At 37.4% G+C, this 25,219-nt stretch carries 21 protein-coding genes; 14 read left to right on the top strand and 7 right to left on the bottom strand.

What is annotated here, in order from left to right:
• The first annotated feature begins 105 nt into the window (after window positions 1-105).
• The 3 genes from ABXH06_RS10685 to fadD all read left to right on the top strand — a co-directional run bounded on the left by ABXH06_RS10685 (window position 106) and on the right by fadD (window position 3,485).
• Window positions 106-690: a Slp family lipoprotein gene (locus ABXH06_RS10685; RefSeq protein WP_353518202.1), complete on the top strand. Its 585-nt coding sequence runs from the start codon at window positions 106-108 to the stop codon at window positions 688-690.
• A complete protein-coding gene (locus tag ABXH06_RS10680) occupies window positions 690-1,601 on the top strand; it encodes an alpha/beta fold hydrolase (RefSeq protein WP_311576691.1) in 912 nt (303 codons plus the stop codon). Before ABXH06_RS10685 ends, ABXH06_RS10680 begins: the two co-directional genes overlap by 1 nt.
• 216 nt (window positions 1,602-1,817) lie before the next feature.
• Window positions 1,818-3,485: a long-chain-fatty-acid--CoA ligase FadD gene (gene fadD / locus ABXH06_RS10675; protein ID WP_311576688.1), complete on the top strand. Its 1,668-nt coding sequence runs from the start codon at window positions 1,818-1,820 to the stop codon at window positions 3,483-3,485.
• 89 nt (window positions 3,486-3,574) lie between these two features.
• Here fadD and ABXH06_RS10670 read toward each other — a convergent pair whose 3' ends face one another.
• Window positions 3,575-4,312, bottom strand: a complete 738-nt coding sequence (locus tag ABXH06_RS10670; RefSeq protein WP_311576685.1) for a YciK family oxidoreductase — start codon at window positions 4,310-4,312, stop codon at window positions 3,575-3,577.
• A gap of 232 nt (window positions 4,313-4,544) precedes the next feature.
• On the opposite strand from ABXH06_RS10670, the gene ABXH06_RS10665 reads away from it, so the two are divergent.
• The 3 genes from ABXH06_RS10665 (at window position 4,545) to ABXH06_RS10655 (ending at window position 8,855) form a co-directional block, all read left to right on the top strand.
• A complete protein-coding gene (locus ABXH06_RS10665; RefSeq protein ID WP_353518201.1) occupies window positions 4,545-6,947 on the top strand; it encodes a VolA/Pla-1 family phospholipase in 2,403 nt (800 codons plus the stop codon).
• 151 nt (window positions 6,948-7,098) lie between these two features.
• Window positions 7,099-8,154, top strand: a complete 1,056-nt coding sequence (gene sohB, locus ABXH06_RS10660) for a protease SohB (RefSeq protein WP_311576680.1) — start codon at window positions 7,099-7,101, stop codon at window positions 8,152-8,154.
• Window positions 8,155-8,165: 11 nt separating this feature from the next.
• Entirely contained in the window at window positions 8,166-8,855 is a 690-nt protein-coding gene (locus ABXH06_RS10655) for a class I SAM-dependent methyltransferase (RefSeq protein WP_311576677.1), read from the top strand.
• Between the two features lie 88 nt (window positions 8,856-8,943).
• Here the strand turns inward: ABXH06_RS10655 and ABXH06_RS10650 are convergent, their stop codons facing one another.
• Window positions 8,944-10,287, bottom strand: a complete 1,344-nt coding sequence (locus ABXH06_RS10650) for a dicarboxylate/amino acid:cation symporter (protein WP_353518200.1) — start codon at window positions 10,285-10,287, stop codon at window positions 8,944-8,946.
• Between the two features lie 174 nt (window positions 10,288-10,461).
• On the opposite strand from ABXH06_RS10650, the gene ABXH06_RS10645 reads away from it, so the two are divergent.
• Window positions 10,462-13,035: a hypothetical protein gene (locus ABXH06_RS10645; RefSeq protein ID WP_353518199.1), complete on the top strand. Its 2,574-nt coding sequence runs from the start codon at window positions 10,462-10,464 to the stop codon at window positions 13,033-13,035.
• A 96-nt stretch (window positions 13,036-13,131) separates the two neighbouring features.
• Here ABXH06_RS10645 and ABXH06_RS10640 read toward each other — a convergent pair whose 3' ends face one another.
• Entirely contained in the window at window positions 13,132-14,238 is a 1,107-nt protein-coding gene (locus tag ABXH06_RS10640) for an arginase family protein (RefSeq protein ID WP_311576667.1), read from the bottom strand.
• Window positions 14,239-14,641: 403 nt separating this feature from the next.
• On the opposite strand from ABXH06_RS10640, the gene topA reads away from it, so the two are divergent.
• A complete protein-coding gene (gene topA, locus ABXH06_RS10635) occupies window positions 14,642-17,314 on the top strand; it encodes a type I DNA topoisomerase (protein WP_311576664.1) in 2,673 nt (890 codons plus the stop codon).
• A 99-nt stretch (window positions 17,315-17,413) separates the two neighbouring features.
• Here the strand turns inward: topA and ABXH06_RS10630 are convergent, their stop codons facing one another.
• Entirely contained in the window at window positions 17,414-17,803 is a 390-nt protein-coding gene (locus ABXH06_RS10630) for a ribosome recycling factor family protein (protein WP_311576660.1), read from the bottom strand.
• A gap of 36 nt (window positions 17,804-17,839) precedes the next feature.
• A complete protein-coding gene (locus ABXH06_RS10625) occupies window positions 17,840-18,589 on the bottom strand; it encodes an SDR family oxidoreductase (RefSeq protein ID WP_353518198.1) in 750 nt (249 codons plus the stop codon).
• Between the two features lie 229 nt (window positions 18,590-18,818).
• Between ABXH06_RS10625 and ABXH06_RS10620 the strand changes: the two genes are divergently transcribed.
• From ABXH06_RS10620 to ABXH06_RS10610, 3 genes are all read left to right on the top strand, one after another.
• Window positions 18,819-19,502, top strand: coding sequence for an AzlC family ABC transporter permease (locus ABXH06_RS10620; RefSeq protein WP_503012497.1), 684 nt, complete (start codon window positions 18,819-18,821; stop codon window positions 19,500-19,502).
• Window positions 19,499-19,810 (top strand): AzlD domain-containing protein, encoded by a 312-nt coding sequence (locus ABXH06_RS10615; RefSeq protein ID WP_353518196.1) that lies wholly within the window; start codon window positions 19,499-19,501, stop codon window positions 19,808-19,810. The genes ABXH06_RS10620 and ABXH06_RS10615 overlap by 4 nt, the downstream gene beginning before the upstream one ends.
• A 212-nt stretch (window positions 19,811-20,022) precedes the next feature.
• A complete protein-coding gene (locus ABXH06_RS10610) occupies window positions 20,023-21,462 on the top strand; it encodes a zinc-binding metallopeptidase family protein (RefSeq protein ID WP_311576645.1) in 1,440 nt (479 codons plus the stop codon).
• A 106-nt stretch (window positions 21,463-21,568) separates the two neighbouring features.
• Here the strand turns inward: ABXH06_RS10610 and ABXH06_RS10605 are convergent, their stop codons facing one another.
• Window positions 21,569-22,696, bottom strand: coding sequence for a 1-acyl-sn-glycerol-3-phosphate acyltransferase (locus tag ABXH06_RS10605; protein ID WP_353518195.1), 1,128 nt, complete (start codon window positions 22,694-22,696; stop codon window positions 21,569-21,571).
• 188 nt (window positions 22,697-22,884) lie between these two features.
• On the bottom strand, window positions 22,885-23,214 hold the full coding sequence (locus tag ABXH06_RS10600) for a DUF3718 domain-containing protein (protein WP_353518194.1): 330 nt from the start codon (window positions 23,212-23,214) through the stop codon (window positions 22,885-22,887).
• 304 nt (window positions 23,215-23,518) lie between these two features.
• Between ABXH06_RS10600 and ABXH06_RS10595 the strand changes: the two genes are divergently transcribed.
• The 3 genes from ABXH06_RS10595 (at window position 23,519) to arfB (ending at window position 25,162) form a co-directional block, all read left to right on the top strand.
• A complete protein-coding gene (locus ABXH06_RS10595; protein WP_353518193.1) occupies window positions 23,519-24,028 on the top strand; it encodes a GNAT family N-acetyltransferase in 510 nt (169 codons plus the stop codon).
• A gap of 287 nt (window positions 24,029-24,315) precedes the next feature.
• Window positions 24,316-24,672 carry a ribosome hibernation-promoting factor, HPF/YfiA family gene (gene hpf / locus ABXH06_RS10590; RefSeq protein WP_311576632.1) on the top strand — a complete coding sequence of 119 codons (357 nt, stop codon included), beginning with the start codon at window positions 24,316-24,318 and terminating at the stop codon, window positions 24,670-24,672.
• Window positions 24,673-24,742: 70 nt separating this feature from the next.
• Complete coding sequence (gene arfB / locus ABXH06_RS10585) at window positions 24,743-25,162, top strand: alternative ribosome rescue aminoacyl-tRNA hydrolase ArfB (protein ID WP_353518192.1); 420 nt, start codon at window positions 24,743-24,745, stop codon at window positions 25,160-25,162.
• Window positions 25,163-25,219 lie beyond the last annotated feature (57 nt).

The following is a 25,219-nucleotide window of genomic DNA, read 5'->3' as shown; positions in this document are numbered from 1 at the left end:
AAATAGTGTTCAGTAAAGTATGCAATCGTTTTGTTATTTAGTTCTTTTATTATTTATATTTTTTATTAATTAATACTAGACGCATTAAAATCAAAGGAATTTATTATGTTAAAGAAGCTGTTAGTTTTATTGTCGCTTACTATTTTTGTTTCTGGGTGTGTCCATATTCCTGAGTCATTGCGTGTGGAAGACAATGTTGCTTTAACGTCTTTTACCGATGTCAGGGATAATAATTCTGCTCATTTAGGCAATGATGCTCGTTGGGGTGGGGTTATCGCCAAAATTGAAAATAATGCTGAAAACACTATGCTTGAAGTGGTTCATTTTCAATTAAGTTCTTCAACTCGACCTTTACAAAAAGATCAAACACAAGGCCGCTTTAAAGTCTATTATCAAGGGTTTCTCGATCCGATTATTTATAAAGAAGGACGTAGCATTACCGCGATAGGTAAAGTTGCTAAAACTGAAGCCGGAAAAATTGGCGAACATGAATATGATTACCCTGTATTAAAGGCCAGCAAGATACATTTATGGAAAGAAATTAAGAAAATTGATGTGAAAATTACCCATCAACCTATGTGGTATACACCATCGCTTTGGTATAATCCTCGCCCACGCCATTATTCTCCTATCTTTTATCCAGTTAATAAAAATGTAAAAAAGGCAAGTTCAACGAAAAAAAGTAATTAATGACTAATCAATCGAAGCACAATCGATCCCCGTTCAATACAATCGAACATAATCAAGCTATCGAAGATATTCGATATTCAATGCCTGAAATTGAATTGCGCGGTTTAAAGAAAGGGCATAAGTGTCAACCTATTCTTTTATGTCTGCATGGCTGGTTAGATAACGCGGCTAGCTTTGTTCCGTTAATGACTGAGCTCAATGATTATCAAATCATTGCGATTGATTGGCCAGGGCATGGACACTCTGCCCATCGTAGTCAAGATGCCCATTATCATTTTATCGATTATGTTTATGACTTAGTGTTACTTTTTGAATTTAATCAATGGCAGTCGGTTGATATCGTTGCGCATTCTATGGGGGGCATGATAGCTTCCGCTTTTGCCGCGGCTTTTCCAGAAAAAGTAAAAAGCTTAACTTTAATTGATTCCATCGGTTTTATAAGTGCCAAGTCAGCAGAAACTACCCAACAATTACGTAAAGGTATGTTAAGTCGGTTAAAGCTGAAATCAAAAAGAAAACCACTTCATGGTGATCTTGAGTCAGCCATTACAGCACGTAGAAGTGTTTCTGATCTTAGTTATCAAGATGCAAAATTAATTGTTGAGCGAGGTTGTATCACGCTCGATAAAGGTATTACTTGGCGATCCGATAGTCGGCTAAGAAATACCTCGCCTTATCGATTAACTTTTTCTCAAGCAAAACAATTTATCCAAGATATTACCACGCCAGTACAACTTATATATGGTGATAAAGGAATTGAGCTAGTTGAACTAGGGTTGGAACATTTTGCCCCTTTATTTAAATGTTTTACAGCTCATAAATTAACCGGAGGTCACCATATTCATATGGAACAAGCTAAAAAAACAGCAGTCTTTATTGAGTCATTTATTGAAAATCAGGACGATCATTAGTTTTTTCTGACGAATGTTGAGAAAGCGTGGAAAAATTATAGACATTAGACCAGTATTCAAGTAAAACTTCATGATTCAAACAAGCGTTTAAAAATAATAAAGCCTAGACTCATTAAACATTACTATAATAAATTGTTAAGTGATTAAACTATACTGACAAAAATTCACTAATAAAAGTCTAGTGTTGAAGTTGCTAATACGAAGAGGAGATAGCAAGTGCAAAGTGCCGCTCATAAAATTTGGTTGGAAAAAAGTTACCCACCAGGAGTTCCACATGAAATAGATCCTGATAAGTATGCTTCTTTAGTTGAGTTGTTTAATAAGTATGTAGGTATTTACGCAAACCGTCCTGCTTTTATTAATATGGGTGCTGAAATAACTTTCGCAGAATTAGAGCAACAAGCCAAAGCCTTTGCCGCGTATTTACAACAAGAAATGGGGTTAAAAAAAGGCGATAAATTTGCCATTATGGTGCCTAATTGCTTGCAATATCCGATCGCGTTATTTGGCGCTTTATTAGCTGGGCTCACGGTAGTAAACGTGAACCCGCTTTATACAGCAAGAGAGTTAGAGCACCAATTAAAAGATTCAGGCACGAAAGCCATATTAATTATTGAAAACTTTGCTAATACCTTAGAGCAAGTGATTGATAAAACCCCTGTTGAGCATGTTATTTTAACCTCACTGGGTGATCGTTTAGGTATGGTAAAAGGTGCTATCGTCAATTTTGCTGTTAAATACGTGAAAAAAATGGTGCCTAGTTTTAAGCTTGCTGACACCGTTCGTTTTAATCACGTTTTAAGTAAAGGCTTGGCATTACCCTATACACCTGTATTGCTTACTGGAGATGATTTAGCATTTCTACAATACACGGGCGGTACGACAGGCGTTTCAAAAGGTGCTATGTTAACGCATCGTAATATGGTATCAAACCTTCAACAAGCGAAAGCCGCTATTAAGCCTCAATTAGAAGAGGGAAAAGAGCTTGTCGTAACGGCGCTTCCGCTTTATCACATCTTTGCATTAACCGCGAATTGCTTAACGTTTATTACCTTAGGTGGGACAAATTTACTTATTACCAATCCGCGAGATATGCCTGGTTTTGTCAAAGAACTCTCAAAATATCAATTTACGGCACTAACCGGTGTTAACACTTTGTTTAATGGTTTATTAAATACGCCAGGTTTTGCTGATTTAGACTTTAGTTATTTAAAAGTATCATTAGGCGGCGGCATGGCCGTTCAACGTCCTGTGGCTGAAAAATGGGAAGAAGTTACCAACACTCGATTATTGGAGGGTTACGGGTTAACAGAATGTGCGCCTTTAGTTACCTTATGTCCTTATAATCAAAAACACTATACGGGCACGATAGGTTTACCGGCTTCTTCGACAGATATTCGCATTGTTAAAGATGATGGTAGTGAGGCTGCTATTGATGAACCGGGAGAAATGTGGGTTAAAGGTCCGCAAGTGATGACTGGTTATTATAATCGCCCTGAAGCGACTGATGAAATATTAAAAGATGGCTGGCTGGCAACAGGTGATATTGCCACTATGGATGAAAATGGCTTTTTTAAAATCGTCGATCGTAAAAAAGATATGATCATTGTTTCTGGGTTTAATGTCTTTCCAAATGAAATTGAAGAAATTATTGTTTCTCACACAGGCGTATTAGAAGCCGCGGCCATCGGTGTTCCTCATGAAGTTTGCGGTGAAGAAATAAAAGTATTTGTTGTTTTAAAAGATAAGTCATTAACAAAAGAAGATATTATCGCGCATTGTCGTATTAATTTAACGAATTACAAAGTGCCAAAACAAGTAGAATTTAGAGATGAATTACCGAAAAGTAATGTTGGTAAAATTTTAAGAAGAGAACTTCGTTAGCGAGCCAATTACTTTTTCTCTGTGATAATGGAATAATAAAAAACCGACTTAATGTCGGTTTTTTCTTTTAAGTGTAAAAAACAATGTCATTACTGAGCATTCAGTACTTTGCCCGTCACGGATTTACTATCGTCTGACATCAAATATACATACAGTGGCATTATTTGCTCAGCTGTTGATAGCTTTTCTTGATTTTCTGCAGGGTAAGCTCTGGCTCGCATAGGCGTTGCAGTTGCGCCTGGGTTAATCGCATTTACTCTCAGTGTCGATTCATCATATTCATCAGCGATCACTTGCATTAAACCTTCGGTCGCAAATTTTGACACGCTATATGGTCCCCAAAATGCTCGTCCTTTGCTGCCAACGCCTGATGATGTAAACACTAAAGACGCGTTGTCAGCAAGCAATAAGGTAGGAATCAAAGCTTGTGCCATTAAATGTTGAGCCGTGACATTTACTCGTATTACGTCATGCCATATTTGTTCATGTATCTGACTATAAGGCGTAAGTTCACCTAACATTGAAGCATTAAATAAAGCGCCATCAAGTTTACCAAATTGATTCGCGATGGTTGATGCCATATCAATGTAGTTTTGTTTGGTCGCACCTTTTAAATCTAAAGGGATAATGGCTGGCTCAGCATAACCATTCTCAACGATTTCATCATAAATGCTTTCAAGCTTTTCAACAGTCTTTCCTAATAAAATTACAGTCGCGCCTAAGGTTGCGTAAGTTAGTGCGGCTTGTCGGCCAATGCCGCTACCGGCACCAGTTACTAAGATCGTTTTATTTTGTAAGCAATTTTCGGAAGGTGTGTAATTAAACATATGAAAAATAAATAGTAAAAATAGTGGGGGTATTCTACTCTTTGAGATAAACACTGACGAGTAAAATGTTGATGATATTCCTTAAAAAAGCGAACAATTTAGCAATTATTTAAAAAACCGCTAGCACTAAGTGAATTCTTGGGTTAAGTTTAACTGGTCTAACTAGTTGATGCTTGCTCAATATCATCACCTATAATAAATAAAAATAAAGACTAGTATCTGGGGAGAAATAATGAATAAACTAGTTCTAAGTCTCGCAATTGCCTCAACCCTTGGGTTATCGGCTTGTGATGATGAATCGGTTCAAGATGTAAAAAATGAAATTGCAGAAAATGGTTCTTCTGTTGTAATTCCAGGTCGTGTTATTTTTGACCCATCGCTAGGAATTGATGGCTTATCTGTACCCAATGATTTGATTTTTCAAGGCACGAAAGATGGAACATTAGAAATTCCTGTGGAAGATCCTACCGATGGCTCAGATCCTTTCGTTGCTGCTAGTGCACTAGATGGTTGGGCAACAGCACAACCGTTTGTTTTAGGTATTGATTTCCCTGAAGGTTCATCATTAGATCCAAGTTCTGCATTGAATTCCTCTTCGATAAGAGTGTTTGAAGCCATTATGGGCGGAGACAGCAATGATGCTGATTGTGCTGCGGTTCCTCGTGGTTTAGCGTGTAAAATAGTCAAAGAACTCATCTTCTCAGAAGATTTCATTACTCAAGCATCAGGTAATGATGTTGCTTTTGTCCCTTTAAAACCTTTAAAAGGTTCTACTACATACTTGATTGCAATGACAAACAGTTTGCAAGATTTAGAAGGTAATCCAGTTGCCGGTTCTACTTACTATGAATTAATGCGTCAAGATGCAGCCACGCAACCTTTGGGTGATGATGCTCAACGTGGCTTACAAGCAGTGATTAATAGTTATGAAGATGCCGTTATCAGTGCAGGTGTTGAAGATGATTCAATTATTTACACTATGGCAATGACGACACAATCAACTACTGACGTCTTATTTAGCTTAAAAAGTTTGATGGCGAATAACTTACAACAAGGTATTTTTCCATCAATAGGCATGGCGGATACTGGATTATCGGTTGCTGATGTTTTAGCGGGACAAATTCCGGCGGAAGCAGTACCTTTATATTCAGCAGCTAATTATATGAAAGGTAGTATTACCTTACCTTACTATTTAGGTGTTCCAACTGCTGAAAACCCGTTAGCACCAACCAATACGTGGTGGACAGGTCTTTGTGATTCAGGTGCGATGCTAGCAGGATTAGCAGCTCAAAACCCTGCTGCAATACCTGCAAGTCCAATCAGTGAAACTGACGCTATGTGTATGGCTATTTCTGCAGCAAGCGGTTTAGCAGCTCCAGGCTTACGTGATTTAGGAATTGATACTGAACGTAACTTAACCAAATATAATCCAGTACCAAAACAAACAGCTTCAATGGCCATTGATGTCCAAATGACAACGCCTGATTTAGCTTGGGTAAATCCAGTACGAGCAAGTTTCGGTATGGACCCTATCGCTGAACCTGCTGATGGTTGGCCTGTTGTTATTATGCAACACGGTATCACTTCAACCAAAGAAGCGATGTTATTAGCTACGGGTATGTTATCAATTAATGGTTTTGCTACGGCGGCTATTGATTATCCTCTTCATGGTACTAGAGGGTTTGATTTAACAGGTAATGGTCAAGATGATATTAGTGCTTCGTCTGTTAGTGCATTACACTATGTGAATTTAGCAAGTTTACTGACCATGAGAGATAATACACGTCAAAGTGCTTTTGATATTTTGGGTTTACGCTTAGGTCTTAACTTCTTTGGTGGTGCTGATGCTTCAGGAAATCCAATTAACATTAATAGCTCGAAAGTGCATTTCTTAGGGCATTCGTTAGGGGCTATTTACGGTATTAATGCGTTAGCGTTAGCGAATACGCCATTGACACCTCAAGTAGATGCGTTAACGAAAATCACCAGTAATGTGTTAGCGATGCCTGGTTTAATGTTGGCAAACTTCGGTGTGTCGTCTCCAGCGTTTTCATCGTTAGTTAAATCTAATTTAACCTATGCATCATCTGCTGATTTTAAAGCGTTTGTAGATGCACAATTTCCTGCAGGTTATACACAAGATCAACTTTCAGCAGTATATGAAGGCTTTTATGCTAGTTTAGATGATAGCCAAAAAGCAGCTTTAGAAGCTGGCTTTGCACAATTTACGTTAATTGCACAAACAGTGACTGGTTCGGGTGATCCTATTAACTATGTAGGCGCTTTAGCGGCGACTCAAACGCCAACGTTATTGTTTGAAGTTGTCGGTAATGGTATGGATAATTTGCCGGATCAAGTCGTGACTAACACGGCTCCTTATACACCACTTGGTGGAACTGAGCCGGCAATTGCTTTACTTGGCTTACCGAGTGTTTCTGAAACTGCTATGGGATCAGGTGCCGTAAGATTTATCAATGGTCATCATGGTTCTATTTTAGACCCAAGACCTAATGATGCGTCACCTGATGCAGAATTAAGTGGTCGTGCTACTCAAGAGATGCAATCTCAAATGGCAGGCTTCTATGCGACAGACGGTCAAATGATCATGGTAACGGATACCGAAGTCGTTCATTAAGGTTATCTTATTTTTGATTATTTGATCATGTTTATAAAGCCCTCTAGCAAGAGGGCTTTTTTTATGATATTTCATCCCCATTTAATAGTTATAAAAGAAACAGGTAGTCCCTTTACCTGTTAAATAATTACCCGTACTTTGGAGAGTCACTTTGGAATTTTTATATGAATATGGTTTGTTTTTTGCTAAAACCATTACGTTTGTGTTGGCCTTCGCCGCCATTATTGCCTTGATCGCTTCATCTGCCATGAAACAAGGTTCCAAGAAAGGAGAGCTGGAAATCACCGATATTTCTGAGCAATTACACGATATTGAACATGAAATGAATCATCATTTGTTAAACAAAGAGCAATTAAAAGAAAAAGAAAAACAAGAGAAAAAACAAGCCAAGGAAAAAGAAAAGGCAGATAAAGCAGCCGCTAAAAAGCAGGCTGATGGTGACGATTTAGCCCATGAACCTAAACTTTTTGTCATTGATTTTAAAGGCAGTATTGATGCGAAGGAAGTCTCATCACTTCGCGAAGAAATCACGGCTATTTTATTAGTTGCGACCGATAAAGATGAGGTTTTAGTTCGTTTAGAAAGTGGCGGGGGAATGGCACATTGTTACGGGTTAGCCGCGTCTCAATTAGAACGAATACGCCAAGCAAAAATACCTTTAACCGTTTCTGTGGATAAAGTTGCCGCCAGTGGTGGTTATATGATGGCATGTGTGGCAGATAAAATTTTATCTGCACCTTTTGCTATTTTAGGATCGATTGGCGTAATAGCTCAAATACCTAATTTTAATAAAATTTTAAAGAAAAATGATGTTGAATTTGAACAATTAACTGCGGGTAAATATAAACGAACATTAACCATGTTTGGCGAAAATACCGATGAAGGCCGCGAGAAATTTGTTGAAGAAATTGAAGAAATGCATGATTTATTTAAAGCGCATGTCAGCGAAAACCGTCCTCAATTAGATATTGAAAAAGTGGCGACAGGCGAAACATGGTCGGGTAAAAAAGCCATTGATGTTGGCTTAGTTGATGTAGTGACCACCAGTGACGATTACTTATGCCAAGCAAGCAAAACCAGTAAAGTGATTGCTATTAAATATGCAACGAAGAAAGGCCTTGCTGAAAAGTTTTCTAAAGCAGCTTCTTTATCTGCTGAATCTTTCTTAGGAAAGTTATGGCAAAACAATCGAATTTTTCCTAGTTAAAAAGTTCGTTAATGAAAGCTTCTTTTTGGCATGCTTGCTGGGAAAAAAATAGTTTAGGGTTTCACCAAACGACGGTACACCCTTTTCTTTATCAGCACTTATTACCCTTGATATCCGCTAAAAATGTTGAGAGCAACACTGATAAAAATCAAGCGGTTTTAGTGCCTTTATGTGGTAAGTCAGATGATATGGTCTGGCTTGCTGAACATTTTGATGTCGTTGGGGCAGAGCTAAGTGATATTGCTTGTCGCGACTTTTTTCGAGAAAAAAATCTAGCAGTTACGCCTACTTATATTCAAGATAAACATTCGCAAGAAACCTTTAAACAATATTGCTTTGAAAATATTACTTTATGGCAAGGGGACTTTTTTAAGCTTTCCACAGAGTTATTACCAGACTTTGATTGGATATATGATCGCGCAGCGATTATTGCTTTACCGCAAACAATGCAACAGAGCTACTCAAGTCATTTAGCTGAGTTTATCAGTGAACATACGCAATTGTTTTTGATCTCACTAGAATTTCCACAGCAGGAGTTATCAGGCCCTCCTTTTGCTATTTTTGAGCATGACCTTAACCGTTTATTTCCTAATTTTAATGTGAAATGTATAGCGGAGCATGAATTGGCGGATAAAACCTTTGCTCAACGAACATTTAAGGTGAGTTATTTAAAAGAAAAATTATATTTAATTACCCGATAACTAATCTTGTTTAGCAGAAAATTAAAAAGGTGCATTAAGCACCTTTTTTAATTCGTTGAAATTGACTATTGCTTGCTAACTAATTGCATTAACTCTCTTTGTTAATGTGATGAAAGTCGATCTCTTCAATCTTTTGACCAGCATTTTTATTTAAAAATACTGACTCATTAAATTGACCTTCTGATTTTGCAACCACAGTGGTTACCATACAATCACCGGTAACATTGACAGCGGTTCTTGTCATATCTAATAGACGATCAACACCAATGATAATCGCGATACCTTCAACCGGTAAACCCACTTGCTCAAGTACCATAGCCAACATGATTAATCCAACGCCAGGCACACCTGCCGTTCCTATTGAAGCTAATGTTGCCGTTAAAATCACCATCAAAAAGTCTGATAACGATAAATCAACATTAAATACTTGCGCTATAAAGACCGTGGCAACACCTTGCATAATTGCGGTACCGTCCATATTTATGGTGGCGCCTAAAGGCACGGTGAAAGATGCTATAGAGTTATCGACACCAATTTTTTTAGTGGCGGTTTCCATGGTTACCGGAATAGTCGCGTTACTGCTTGAAGTTGAGAAAGCAAATAAAATAGCATCGCGCATTTTTTTGATAAAGATGAGAGGGTTAAGTCCCGTGAATAATTTTAATATTACTGAATATGTCACAGTGCCATGAATGACTAAAGCAAAAAATACCACGCCAAAGTACATACCAAGGTTTTTGATCGTACTAATATCAAGGTCCGTAAATAATTTCGCTAATAGACAGAAAACACCATAAGGGGCTAAATTCATTAAAATGGTTACTAAACGCATGATAACGACATTTAAGTCTTCGAATAATTTTGACACTCGCTCTCCAGCTTCTCCTGAAAGTGCGATAGCTATACCAAAAAGCAAAGCAAAGATAATAACCTGTAACATATTACCTTGGGCAAAAGCAGCAAAAGGGTTGCTTGGAAACATTTGAATAAATACTTGAGCGAGCGACGGGGCTTCTTTCGCAGCAAACGTGGTGTTAGCGGTCATATTCACCCCTTCACCAGGGCTTAATAACAATGCCAAGCTCATTGCAAAACTAATTGCAATGGCAGTAGTAATCAAATATAAAGCAATTGCTTTACCGCCAATCCTACCTAATTTTGACGTATCTTTTAAAGAGCAAGTTCCACAAATTAGTGATACAAACACTAATGGCACCACTAGCATTTTTAAACTGGCGACAAATATTTGTCCACCTACGTTAAAAATACCTTCGACAAATAATGCTCGAATCGATATATCAAAAATATATAGTGGGATCACAAAATCAGAACTATTGGGCATGAGTTTTTGTAATAAAAACCCAAGTAAAATACCTGACACCATGCCTATTACAATGCGTGTCGTTAAACTTGAAGTATGTTTATTTGTCATATTTTTATAATTTTTTATTAAGTTAAAAAGTGTTTCAGCCTTAAGGTTATCAGCTATTTAGTGGATTAAAAACCTCATAAGAAAAGCTTTTTTTAATTAGTTAGTGACCTTTTTGTTTTTTTTCGGTTAATATTAAGGTGCTTACAACAAAAACATCATCAGGGAGATGCTTTTATGGCGCTATTTAGACGCTTAAGTTTCATTATGTTTTTCATTGGTCTTATCGGCTGTGGTGGCGGAGATGGTAGCCTTAGTTCAGGTGGTACCGTTGACAATGATACGGATACTACTGATGAAATAACACTTACGTTAGCGATTTCAAACACGACAGTCACAGGAGCTGAGCCAGTTAATGTCACGGCAACTGTTATGCAAGGCACAGAGCCTGTCGTAGGAAGAGCTGTAACTTTTGAAACTGATTTAGGGGCTTTTTCACCGGCCTCAGGTTCGGCATTAACAGATGAAAGTGGTGTTGCAACAATTATATTAACTGCTGGAACAGTACGTGGCGCAGGAGAAATTACCGCTTCGTTAAGTTCAGGTGAATCATCTAGTGTTCCACTGGGGTTTAATACCCAAGGTGATGATATTAATGTCGGTGGCGATATTAAAATAACAGTTTCACTGATTGATGAAGATGGAAATGAAACGAATACTATTACTGCATCAAAACCTGGTCGAGTTGTGGCAACACTTGAAGGTATTAATTCACCGTTAATTGTTAATTTTTCATCAACTGTAGGTGATATTCCTATCGCTTCAGCGATAACTGATGATAATAATGTAGCAGTTGTTGATATTTTTGCCGGTGATAATCTTGGTGCAGGTGAAGTCACAGCCACCATAACGAGTGGTGAAACAGGTAAATCAATTTTTGTTGTTGGTTCTTCAACTGTTTCAATGGGCAGTGGTGAGCCTTTTGTTAAAGGTGTAGCAGAGATTAGCCTCGATCAAATATCAGCAGGTGGTACCAGCGTTATTACCGTGTCTATTATTGATGATCAAGGGAATTTGTTTACTGAGCCTGTCGATGTTAATTTTTCTTCTAGTTGTTCCACACAATCTGTTGCTAAATTAAGTAGTCCAATTACTACCTCTAACGGCATTGCAACAAGTACTTATCTTGCACAAGGCTGTGTTGGAGATGACCCAATAAATGTCACCGCAAATGCTGGTGGTATAAATCTATCGGCTTCGGGTTCTATCAATGTTTTACCAGCTGACATTGGCAGTATTGAATTTGTTTCAGCTACGCCACAAAATATTGGAATATTAGGTGCCGGCATCGTTTCAGGTTCAGAAAGTTCAACCGTGGTATTTAAAGTTAAAGATACTGATGGTAATCCGTATAATAATCGAGTAGTTAATTTTGCATTAAATACCGATGTTGGCGGAATTAAATTGAGTCAAAATGAAGCAACCAGTAATGCCGAAGGGATAGTACAAACGGTTGTTAATTCTGGCACAGTACCTACAACTATTCGTGTTATTGCTTCAACAGCGACCTTAGATGGGACAGTGGTGTTTACTCAATCGAGCCAATTAGTGGTTTCAACAGGTTTGCCTGATCAAGATAGTTTTAGTATTGCTCGTGGGAACGCTAACCCAGAAGCTTGGACCGCAGATGGTGTTGAAGTGCCTGTTACTGTTCGAATGGCTGATGCTTTCAATAATCCAGTTCCTGATGGAACAGCGGTGAACTTTACCACAGAAGGCGGTTCTATTGGTTCTTCTTGTACTACGCAAAATGGTGTTTGTTCGGTAATGTGGACAAGTCAAAACCCTAGACCAGCAGGACAAACGCTAACCAATTCTTTTTGTACGGTTGCCGATAATAATAATCCCGCAATATTCTGTGCTCGAGAACCATTGGCCAATGGTAAAAACTACCTAGGTCAGGAGTATGGTGGTCGTGTATCAATATTAGCAACGGCAATTGGTGAAGAATCATTTCCCGATAAAAATGGCAATGGTCGTTTTGATGAAAGTGAGTTTACGTTATTCCAAGGTTTAAATGTAAGTGATATGCCTTATGACTTAAAAGAAGCTTATGTTGATCACAATGAAGACTTTGTATATAACCCGGTTGAAACCAGCGCTGAAATTGGTGGTGAATTAGAAGAATTTGTTGATTTTAATAATAACGGGGTTTTTGATCTTCAAGATAACGTTTATAACGGTGTTTTGTGTGGTTTTAATGATGTGACTAATCCTGGCTCCACGATTAGTAATCAATATTGTGCTAACCCAGATGATGAGCCTGATCCTACGAAAAAATCAGAAAAAGTTTCCACCAATGTTAGAGGATCAACCATTATTATTATGTCGGGTACATCACCTTATATTACGTTAACAGCGACAAATGATTCGGTGAGTCAAACGGTTTATCAAGATGATGATAATGATCCTAATACTCCGGAAGTTGAAGTAGCAAATCCTAACTATAATAGTGAAGATACATCTTTATATATTGCAGGTGAGAGCACGGGCACTGTAAGTATTATTATTGCTGATTTACATAATCAACCTATGCCATCTGGTACTTTGGTATCCTTTGTTGCAAGTGTTGGTTCTGTTGTTGGCACAGGAACTTATACTTGGCCTGGTGATGCCAGTAACGGAGGCAGCAGTTTTGGTGTTGCTATTAAAGGTGAGGCTGAGCCAACTAGCGGTCCATTAGAAATTGTTGTAGAAACACCAAGTGGAGTAACAACCGTATTTAATGGCATTAATATTGTGATTCAATAAGAAACTTATATTACTGCGAATAAAAAAACCGCTTTTTAGCGGTTTTTTTTATCTTTAAAAGTAACTTATATAGTAATAAGCAACTTACACATACTTTTAATTTTTTGCCATTTCATTGAGTAAAAATGCTGAAATCTCTCCACCTACTTTTAAAGTCGTTTCACTGCTACTAGCACCACGACCTGAACTGTCAGTAAATGGGGCTATTTCCATCATATCAGCACCTGTTATAGGGTATTGCTCAGCTAATGCTTTTAAAATATCCATCGCTTCAACAGGCGTTAAACCGTCAGGCTCTGGTGTGCCAGTTGCAGAAGCATAAGCTTCATCGATCGCATCAATATCAAAGCTGACATATAACTCGTCAATCGCTTGCTCTTTTAGTTGGCTTAAAATATTCGCTATAATCGGTGCTACGCCGTTTTCTCTGATTTCGTGAGCCCAATGTTGTTTTACGCCGAATGTGCTTTCCCAGTGCTCTTTAGGTTTACCGCTTGAGCGAATACCAATTTGGATTAAATGATTTTTTTCATGCAGGTCATCTAAAATATGCGTACACCATGAGCCAAAACATAAGTCGATGCCTAAACGTTCTATTAATAAATCGGTATGTGCATCAAAATGGATAATAGCTGCTCGCTTTCCTTGTTTCTTCTTCGCTTGTAAATAGGTTTTGGTTAATGGATAGCTAATTGAATGATCGCCACCTATGCCAAAAATGCCTTTGTTTGGAAACTCTGCATAAAAATCATGCAGGACATCTTCTGTGATCGTTAATGGACTTACTGCTAAATCGCTATCTTTATCTTGATATAAGGCTTTACGACAGTTGGCGATAGTAGGTTCATTTAAGTATTTATCGTGTAAAAGGTGAGGGATAACTCTGACATCCCCCATATCAAATACATTTAAACCTGAGTGTTGATTTAATAACGTCGAACGAACAAATAGAGGCCCCCAATTGGCACCTCTTAATATGCCGCCGCCACAATCTGATGCAATGCCTAATATAACTGCAGCAGAAGAATCGGGAAGGTTATTTAAGCTATCAGACCAAATAGATTCGATGTTATCTGTTTGGCCGTACAATGCTTGATGTAATTGTTCTTTACGCTCTTTTGCAGTATTCACTGTAAACACGCCATTTCCAGGCGGGCATAAACTTTGTTTGATTTTGTCTAAAAATAAAGACTGGCTTGTCATAATTATTCTCTTTTAGTTTTGCTGTTGTAGTTATCTACAATCTTAGGGTTGTGCGTTAGAAAATATTCAAAATACGTTGAAATTTTAAGGCAAGGCGAAAATATTAGTGCATTAGCTCTTAATTTCTCGTGAAAACTCGACTATGATTACGCCGAAAAATTATCAAAGCTATTATAACGAAATTATACGAATAGGTTAATTTATAAAAAATAATTGCTTGTCAGCTTGCTAATTAACAGATATATCTAATAGTAATTTCAGAAATTAATTAAATTTTAACATTATCGAGTTGTACTAACGTTTGAATATTGCTCGCTTGTAAACTTATTTATCATGCTTATACAACAGGTAAGATAATGAAACACTGATGTGTTAATCAGTAAATGTAGGGTTAAAAAAATATATGTCAAAATCTCTTGTAATTGTCGAGTCTCCTGCAAAAGCTAAGACAATTAACAAATATCTTGGGAAAGATTTTATCGTTAAGTCGAGTGTTGGTCATGTGCGTGATCTTCCACATAGTAGTACCGGTAAAAAAGTAGCGGCAAAATCTCCTGCAGAAGTGAGAAAAATGTCTCCCGAGGCAAAAGCTAAATATAAAGCTAAACGCGACAAACAAGCGTTAGTAAACCGTATGGGGATTGATCCCGAAAAGGATTGGCAAGCTACTTATCAGGTGTTACCCGGTAAAGAAAAGGTTGTTTCCGAATTACAAAAGCTTGCCGAAAAAGCCGATACTGTATATCTCGCAACCGATTTGGATCGCGAGGGAGAGGCGATTGCATGGCATTTGAAAGAAATCATCGGTGGTGAAGACGACAAGTTTAAGCGTGTCGTTTTTAATGAGATAACCGAAAACGCAATTCAACAAGCGTTTGCTTCACCTGGTGAGTTAAGTATGCCGGGCGTAAATGCTCAACAAGCACGCCGCTTTTTAGATCGTGTTGTTGGTTTCATGGTTAGCCCATTACTGTGGAAAAAAGTCGCCCGAGGTTTATCGGCTGGCCGCGTTCAATCTGTTGCCGTTAAATTAGTGGTTGAAAAAGAACGTGAAATAAAAGCTTTTGATCCGAAAGAGTTTTGGGAGATCAGTGCAGATACTAGTACCCAAGATAACCAAACCTTAGCGCTTGATGTAACCCATCAAAATGGTAAGGCATTCAAACCTACCAATGAAAAAGACACCAAAGCCGCGTTAGCTATTTTAGAGCCTGCTAGTTACGAAGTGAGTAAACGTGAAGACAAACCGTCGAAAAGTTCTCCTTCAGCACCCTTTATTACTTCTACGTTGCAACAAGCGGCAAGTACACGTTTAGGTTACGGCGTTAAACGTACCATGGGTTTAGCTCAGCGCCTTTATGAAGCAGGGCATATCACCTATATGCGTACAGATTCTACTAATTTAAGTAAAGATGCCGTGGAAATGTGTCGTGGGTATATTAGTAAGAATTTTGGTGATAATTACTTACCTGAGCAGCCAAAAACTTATGGTAGTAAAGCTAACGCACAAGAGGCGCATGAGGCTATTCGTCCTTCAGATGTAAAACTTGAAGCCGCCTTTATTGAAAAATTAGATGATGATTGTAAAAAATTATATGACTTGATTTGGCGTCAATTTGTTGCCTGTCAAATGACCGCAGCTCGTTATACTGTTAGTACGCTAACTGTTAGCGCAGCGGGTTTTGACTTGAAAGCTAAAGGTCGAGTCATGCAGTTCGATGGTTGGACGAAAGTACATCCACAATTGTCTAAGGGTGATAAAGACACTCATCTTCCTGATCTATCGGTTGGCGAGAAACTCGAGTTGGTTAAACTTGAACCTTCACAACATTTTACTAAGCCACCAGCACGCTTTGGTGAAGCATCTTTGGTAAAAGAATTAGAAAAACGCTCTATTGGGCGTCCTTCTACCTATGCTTCGATTATTTCCACCATTCAAGATCGTGGTTATGTTCGCTTAGATAAAAAACGTTTCTATGCTGAAAAAATGGGTGAAATTGTTACCGACAGTTTAGATGCCAGCTTTAAAAACTTGATGAGCTATAATTTCACTGCTGAAATGGAGCAAGAGCTCGATGAAATTGCTGAAGGCAAAATAGTTTGGAAAGAAGTATTAAATGAGTTTTATAAAAACTTTACCGAACAGTTAGCGTTAGCCGATAAGCCAAGTGATGAAGGCGGTATGCGCAATAACGAGCCTATTTTAACCGATATTGATTGTCCAACGTGTGGACGTAAAATGGGAATTCGTACCGCATCAACGGGAGTTTTCTTAGGTTGTTCTGGCTACGCTTTACCACCAAAAGAGCGTTGTACCACTACCATGAACCTGACTTCAGGTGAAGAAGCGGTCAGTGTTTTAGCTGAAGATCAAGAAACCGAAGCGCTTCGTGCTATGCATCGTTGCCCTAAATGTAGTACGGCAATGGACAGTTATCTTATTGATGAAACACGTAAATTGCATGTGTGTGGTAATAACCCTGTATGTGATGGTGTCGAAATCGAAAAAGGTGAATTCAAAATCAAAGGTTATGATGGTCCTGTTTTAGAATGTGACCGTTGTGAAGCCGATATGGAATTGAAAAATGGTCGTTTCGGAAAATACTTTGACTGTACAAACAGTGAATGTAAAAACACACGAAAACTCTTAGCGAGTGGTGAAGCAGCGCCACCGAAAGAAGATCCTGTGCAATTGCCAGAATTACCATGTGAAAAATCAGATGCTCACTTTGTGCTGCGTGATGGCGCAGCTGGAATATTCTTAGCGGCGAATACTTTTCCACGTTCACGAGAAACTCGTGCACCTAAGGTTGAAGAACTACAACGCTTTAGAGATAGAATTTCATCTAAATTTTATTATTTAGCCGATGCGCCGGTAAAAGATCCTGATGGAAATTTAGCGGTTGTTCGATATAGTCGTAAAAATAAATCGCAGTATGTGATGACTGAAATTGAGGGCAAAGCCACCGGTTGGACAGCAACATACGAAGATGGCAAGTGGGTTGAAAACTTAGCGAAGAAAAAAGCCGCTAAACCTAAGGCTAAGGCAAAAGCAAAGCCGAAAAAGAAATCATAACCCTTTGGTTTAGATAATTTTTAAAGCACTCAATGGAGTGCTTTTTTTTGAGTGATTTTTATTCAAATAAGCGGTAGCTGCACAGTTAAGCTAAATGATTTATTCATCTGACCATTCAATTTCGTCAATCACTTTTCTTGCTTGAATTACCGTACAATCGGTTTTAGCCATCAGTTCATTAACGGTGATACCCGTATTTTTTTTCGCGATATCTACTAATAAACGGTGAGAGAATTGTTGACCATCTTGTTTTAATTTTTTAGCGACCCATAACCAACTGTCTTCACCTTGACTTTCTATTAACGAAATCACTTGATGAATTTCTTCTGGTGTTGCTGTTAATCGCCAGTTTCGAGAACGACCTATTCTCGCTAGTTCGCAGCCTGCCTCACGAATGATGGCTTTAATGGCGTATGCTTTCATCACCCGTCTTAAAAATGAGGGTAGAGTAATCGTGGTCGTTTTCGTTTGATGAGGGTATCGTTTCATTGTCTTTATTTTAAAACAGTTCGCTATCGATTTACATTATTTTCCGCCGGCTAAATCAATATGACTACCGGTGACATAAGAGGCTTTGTCTGATAATAACCAGACAATGGCTTGGGCAACTTCTTCAGGTTGGCCGCCTCTTTTCATAGGAATATTATGGCTCAAACGATCAACGCGATTTGGCTCTCCACCATCACCGTGTATTTCGGTATAAATCAAACCTGGCCGCACTCCGTTCACACGAATCTTTTGTTCTGCGACCTCAAGTGATAAGCCTATTGTTATCGTGTCTATGGCTCCCTTGCTAGCCGCATAATCTATATATTCACCAGGCGCACCTAAACGTGAGGCAGCAGAAGAGACATTGACAATAGCACCGCCATTGCCGCCATATTTTATTGCCATACGCTTCACCGCTTCTTTGCAGCATAATAGTGTGCCAGTGACATTAGTGTTTAACACTTTACTGATTCGCTCAGCGTTTAAAGCTTCTATGGTCGATTGTTGGAATAATATACCTGCATTATTTACCAACATGGTTAACTTACCGTTAATTTTGTCTATTTGATTAAATAACTCAATAATATCAGATTCTTGAGAGATATCGGCTTGAATAGCTTGTGCTGAGCCATCATGTTCAATAATATGCTCAACAACTGTTAACGCAGCTTCTTGATTTTTATGGTAGTGAACAATTATATGTAAATTTTGCTGAGCAAGAAGTTTTGCTGTTGCAGCGCCAATCCCGCGACTCGCTCCAGTGATTAACGCAATATTTTCTTTCATTATTTACCTATCGTGAATGTTTGATAAATGAATAATATTAAAAATTCAATGAAATCAATAGCATTAATTTTTCACCAGTTAAACTATTAATGGACAAGCGCATTGCATGATCAGCTAACTCATCAATATTCACGCTTAAGGTACTATGTCAGAGACAAATAAACAGCAATCCACCTTTTCTAACATAATTGGTTTTAATGCAGTCTTTCGTATTGTCATCAAAGGCTTTATGGATATGATGCCGCTAAATTTAGCCGTGATACCGTGGGGGATTTTGTGTGGCTCTTTGGCGATTCAGCGGGATTTTTCAGTGCTTGAAGCCTTATTAATGCCATTGATTGTTTTTGCGGGCTCTGCTCAGTTGGTGGCAACTGAATTAATTGGAGGCAATGCGCCTTTAGCCACTATTTTATTTACCACGTTTATTATTAGTTCTCGACATTTTCTTTATGGTTTGTCGTTACGAGATAAAATGAAAGTTTTGCCAAGCCGATGGCGGTATCCTTTAGGTTTTTTGTTAACCGATGAACTTTTTGCTTTATCAACACATAGCCGATCGTTTAAGGGAAAAGTCAGGCTGATATATGCTTTAGCTTCAGGAGGGAGTTTTTATATTTGTTGGTTACTTTGGAATATTATCGGTATTTTTGCGGGTAGTTATTTACCGGATTTAACGTCAATGGGTTTAGACTTTGCCATTGCGGTTACTTTTATTGCTTTAGTGATCCCTTCGATTAAAAACAGTTCTATTCTGGTTGCTGTCATTGTTTCTGGGAGCTGCTCTGTGATTTTTAAACTATTAAGTTGGGAATTAGATCTCGTCTTATCCGCGCTAATGGGAATGCTCGCAGGTTATTATGTTTTGCGTTATCAACAAAAAGTTAAATCTAAATCGCAGGAGCAAAATAGATGACATTAGTGACTATATTATTAATGGCAATGATCACATTTTTAACGCGCTATTTATTTATACACCCGAAAATTCCGTTACGCTTAAATGCCAAAGTAGTGAGTTTTTTGAGTTTTAGTGCTCCTGCTGTTTTAACGGCTATTTGGGTACCAATAATTTTTATTCGAGAAGGAGAGTTGGCGCTTTCATTGACGAATCCTTATATTATAGCGGCAACAGTTGCTGTATTTCTGGCCTCGAAAAAAGTCAATATTTACCTCATTCTTTTAACTAGCGGCGCATTATTTATTACTTTAAAAATGATCTACTAACATTTTATTCTGTGTTTTTTAAAGAAAATTACCAGACCTTTTTAAATCGTATTTTTAATTGTTTAAAGGAGATAAAGCGTTATTTTATTGTTGTATTGTCAATTTAACATCTATTTTATACCGTTTAACGATTAATTCAGGTTTAGCTCTTGTTTTCTCTAATTAATCGCTTTTATTATACAAGTGAGATTTATTTTGAGAACAATAATTTAATGAACATTAAAACTACATTATCGAGTATTGCTATTATTACCGCAGTTGCTTTCTCTTCAGGAAGTCACGCTTTTGAAAAAGTAAAATCAGCTGAGAAAAAGAAACAAGTGTCTAGTTGGTTAAGCCTTTCTAAAAAAGAGTTATCAGCAGTTGAAGCTTACGGTGAAGAATACAAAGACTATATTTACAAAACACCAACAGAGTTAACTTTTGTCACAGAGACCATTAAACGCGCCGAAAAAGCAGGGTTTAAACGTTTAACCGAAAAAAGTAAGTTAAAAGCTGGGGCTCGTTTTTATGACGTAAATCGTGACCGTACAATCTCGTTGATTGTTATAGGGAAAAAGGGGTTAGAACAAGGGACAAGAATTGTTGGTGCTCATATTGATTCACCGCGCTTAGAATTAAAAGGTCGTCCTGTCTATGAAAAACAAAAGTTTGCCATGTTTCAAACTTATGTTCATGGCGGTATTAAAACCTATCAATGGGTGAATATTCCATTAGCGCTAGTTGGACGTGTTGATAAAAAAGACGGCTCAGTAGTGAATATCTCGGTTGGATTTGATGAGAATGATCCTATTTTTATGGTGCCAGATCTAGCGCCACATGTTGATCACCCCAACAGAAGTCGCACAAGCCGAAATGTTATCAGTAAAGAAGAGCTAGATGTCATTGTTGCGGCAAAACCAGACTTTGATAAAAAAGTGAAAGATATTGTTGTTAGCTATTTAGAAAAAGAATACGGGATCACTGAAGCAGATTTAGTCTCTTCTGAGCTTGCCTTAGTGCCGGCAACTAAACCGCGTGATGTTGGCTTAGATCGCAGTTTAATTGCTGCATATGGTCATGATGATAAAGCTTCATCTATTGCCGCGGTTAAAGCTATTTTTGAGCAAAAAACACCAGAATATACTTCAATTGCTTATCTAGTTGATAACGAAGAAGTGGGAAATATAAATAACACCGGTGCAAGTTCGACCTATTTAGTCGATTTGCTAAGTGGAATGTTATACAACGAAAAAGCAGACAATTATAATGATTATCTACTCCGTAAAGTCTTACGTAATACTAAAGTAATTTCGGCTGATGTGAACCCAGGGGTCAATCCAACCTGGTCGAATGTTTGGGAATTAGGGAATGCCCCTCGTTTAGGTAATGGCATCAATTTAAAACTTTACGGTGGTGGCTTTAACGCTAACTCTGAGTATATGGCGTGGACACGCAATTATTTAGATAACAATAAGATTAAGTGGCAAACATCAACCTATAAAGGTAAAGCGTCTGGCGGTACGATTGGCAGTGATTTGTCGAATGATAATATGGAAGTTATAGATTTTGGCGTGCCAATTCTTTCAATACATTCGCCGTATGCCGTTGGCTCAAAAGTTGACTTATATTCTTTGTATAAAGCGATGTCAGCATTTTATCGTCAAAAATAACTTCAATCTTGAATAAAATGTACTGAAATAAAAACCGCCATTTGGCGGTTTTTTTTGAGTGTTATTAAGATCATAAACTTAAATAGCTTACCTGAATAACTAGTTGTTATAGCACTTGTTCTAGTGATTTTTTGGAAAAAACAGGGTTAGCATACATCGTTAGTAACCAATGTTTCTGCTCTTGTGTTAATTGTTGAACTCTTTCGCTGAGTGCATCATTTAAATTGGTCGTATTATTTGAATTATTTGAATTATTTGAATTATTTAGTTGTTCGTATGCACTTAAATTACTTTTGTAGAGTTTATAATGTTGAATTATTTGATTGTCTATGGCGAGTGCAATCGCCTTACTGTCTTCGAATTCGCCTTGTATTGGCTGACAAAAACTAACGTGTACTTTTCCTTTTTGCCCTAAAATTCCTTGAGTAATGCTTTTTAAATCTTCGTTTTCATGTTTTTGATAACTACCTGTTGCTTGCCTTTGAGCAAGTTCTTTAGCCTTGTCGTGATCACAGGGATCAAATTCATAAGAAATTGACACAGGAATAATGTTTAACTCACAAAGGTAGTCAGCAATACTTGTTTCTTTATTTTTATTTAACAGTAACATTGAGATTAACGCCGCATTAGTTTTGTCTATGCCATCTTTGGCACGACCTTCTTTTTGTGCGATCCAAATGTTTTGTTTTTTCTCGGTTAAGCTGTGATGAATATAACTCGATAATTGTTTCGAAGCTGTGAGCATTGCTCGTTTAGTTTTTTCGCTGCGTTTAACAATAAAACTTTTGTTAATTCGCATTAAGTCGGCGACCCATTCTTTGTGTAATAAATTATCACCTACAGCCGCTTCTACGGTATCAATATTATTTTTATGAAGTGCATAATTGACTAGGGCGGCATCTAAAACAATATCTCGGTGATTACTGATAAACAGACAAGGTTTAGTATGGTCGAAGTTTTCTAATCCGCTGTAAGTAAATCCACTGGTGCTAGTTTTAATGATTTTATCGAGATATTTAGCCACTTCGGCTTGAATATCGTTAATGCAATGAATGTTTTTTACACGACTTGTTAAGCTTAACTTCACTATAAAATTAGCAACCGCAGGAAGATACTTTTTCAAAAAAGGTAGTGAAAATTGTGCAATAGATTCTTGCAGTTCTTTTTCATTTATTAATTTATGAAGTACGTGGTTTACCTCATCATCTCGATAAGGTCGAATATCATCAAACATCAACGTTCTCTATATAAATGCCTAATAGCATAAGGATTAAATATTACGTAAAGATTATATCGTAAAAGGGTTTTTAAGGGGAATAGCAAAGCTAAGTTTTACCAATAATAAATGCCGATTAAATAAGGGGTGGGAGAAAACTTATTTAATCGGCATTGTCATGACAGATTATTATAAAAGTGGATAAATTATAAAGCGGCGATATCGTTAATACTGACATGCCCTTTAATGCGTCCGCGGTTAAGTAAGGCATTCATTTTTTCAGGTGACTTGCCATATTTGCTAACAAAGTCAGTAATATTTTGTTCGTTACATTTGATGTTATAAACAACGTATGCGTTGCTTAATCTCGACTCTTTAATTGCTTTGTGCAGAGCAACTCGACTGCCCGATGCCGCTTTCATACATAATTCAGTTGAAATATTACTGTCTGCTGCAACAAGGGTTGATGCGTTTGCAAGACCAGCCAAAGATAAAGAAATGGTTAAAGTGGTTAAAATTTTAGTAACTGTTTTCATAGTGCTTCTCCTGTGAATGCTTAAGTGGTGCATTGCAGTCATAGTGCCAATATTTCAAATCATATAAATATCAAATGGTTACGTGTTTATCGTGTGTTTTGCTGTTATTCTTGAATAAGTTGGATAAATAATGAAGTGGTCAAAATAGCTAAAATTTGGTTTTTTGTTTTGTGCTGAAATCTCAAATGACGCGATTGGCTGTTAACTTTTGTTGAGTAGAATTCACTTGGGATATTTATAACTTTTGGGTAAGCTTTTCACTACTTTTAAACGTTCAAATTTCAACACTACCGCGCGAAGTCAAATGATAATACTTGAAACAGAAAGATTAATATTGAGGTTACTTACCAAAAATGATCAACAGATGATTTTGACGTTATTAAACGAACCTTCATTTATTAAAAATATTGGTGATAAAAATGTTCGCAGTTTAACTGATGCTTGGGAATATATTTCAAACGGCCCTTTAGCTATGCAGAATTCGCTTGGCTTTAGTCTATATTGCTGTGAGCTTAAAAATAGCGGCGAGGTTATTGGACTTTCGGGTTTGATAAAAAGGCAAGGTATTGCACACCCTGAAATTGGCTTTGCATTTTTAAATAAATATTGTCAAAAAGGCTATGGTTTTGAATCTGCCAAAGCGGTATTGAACTATGCCAGCAAAGCGCTTAAATTAAATACACTTCAGGCTATTTGTAATCCAGATAATCATGCGTCTTCCGTATTATTAACAAAACTTGGCTTTACATTTAAAAAACAAATTTCACTTGAGCAAATTTCGCATAAAGTAAATTTATTTGAAAGAGCAATTTAAAATTTTCATTAATAACTTATAAGCTTTTCCCTAGAAATATTTTTAATGAGTATGTTTAGCCAGTTTCTTGGATTTCTATTTCATGTAGATATTTTTTATGACGCTCATTTTAACGGGCGACTTGTCATGTTCTGGGGAAGTAAACGAAAGCGTTGTGGAAAATTTAATATATTTTTGTTGTAAAAATAACCGCTTGATGACATTTATCAACTTTTTCACGGTTTATACTTGCGTTTTTCAGCTTTTCACCCGAATCTTAGTATGAGCAACAACAAAAAGGAAAAGCTATGAAAATAAATCTTTCTGGTCACCATGTAGAAGTTTCAGACTCTATCAGAGAACATATTGAAGAAAAGTTTTCAAAAATCGCCACACATTTCCCAACACTTATTGCATTAGAAGTTATTGTTTCTTTAGAACATGGTAAACACCATGTTGAGCTAAGCACGAACTATGAAGGAGCAACGGTATCCGTTTCAAGTGATGATACAGTTATGTATCCTGCTATTGCGAGTGCAGCTAAAAAATTAGATGCCGCTTTAAAACATAGAAAAGGACAATTAAAAGCAAACTTACATGCTAAACCTATTGCCACAAGCCCAGATATTGCCCATGAGAAAGTACAAGCATTAAACCTTGGTTAAGGTCATTTTTCCATTCAAAGAAAACAGGGACTTAGGTTCCTGTTTTTGATCAAACTGAGAATTTTTAGCAATGTCTGAATTATCTATATCAAATAATGTTGAGCTAGCCATTGACGAGGTAGAATTAACCGCTATTCGTGCACAAGGAGCCGGAGGGCAAAATGTTAACAAAGTGTCTTCGGCAATTCATCTTCGTTTTAATATTCAACAATCATCGCTGCCTGACTTTTATAAAGAGCGACTCTTAGCGATGAAAGATCAACGTATAAATAATCAAGGAGAAATTGTTCTTAAAGCACAGCAATTTCGTACTCAAGAAAAAAATAAAGCAGATGCAATTGCTCGTTTAGTTTTGTTAATTAAAAGCGTCGCGGTTGTACAAAAAACGAGAAAAGCGACTAAGCCAACGAAGTCTTCTACACGAAAGCGGCTTGATAATAAAACGAGACGAAGTCAAACGAAGTCGCTTCGTACTAAGGTTAATTTCTGATTTAACCTTTCTACATTATATCGTTCGGGTAGATGATAAAGGCTTTTAGGGAAGAGG

Origin of the sequence: Thalassotalea sp. SU-HH00458 (assembly GCF_040362795.1) — a bacterium.
GTDB lineage: Bacteria > Pseudomonadota > Gammaproteobacteria > Enterobacterales > Alteromonadaceae > Thalassotalea_H > Thalassotalea_H castellviae.
The sequence above is the reverse complement of the archived record's forward strand: the minus strand, read 5'-3'. Positions and strand labels throughout refer to the sequence as shown.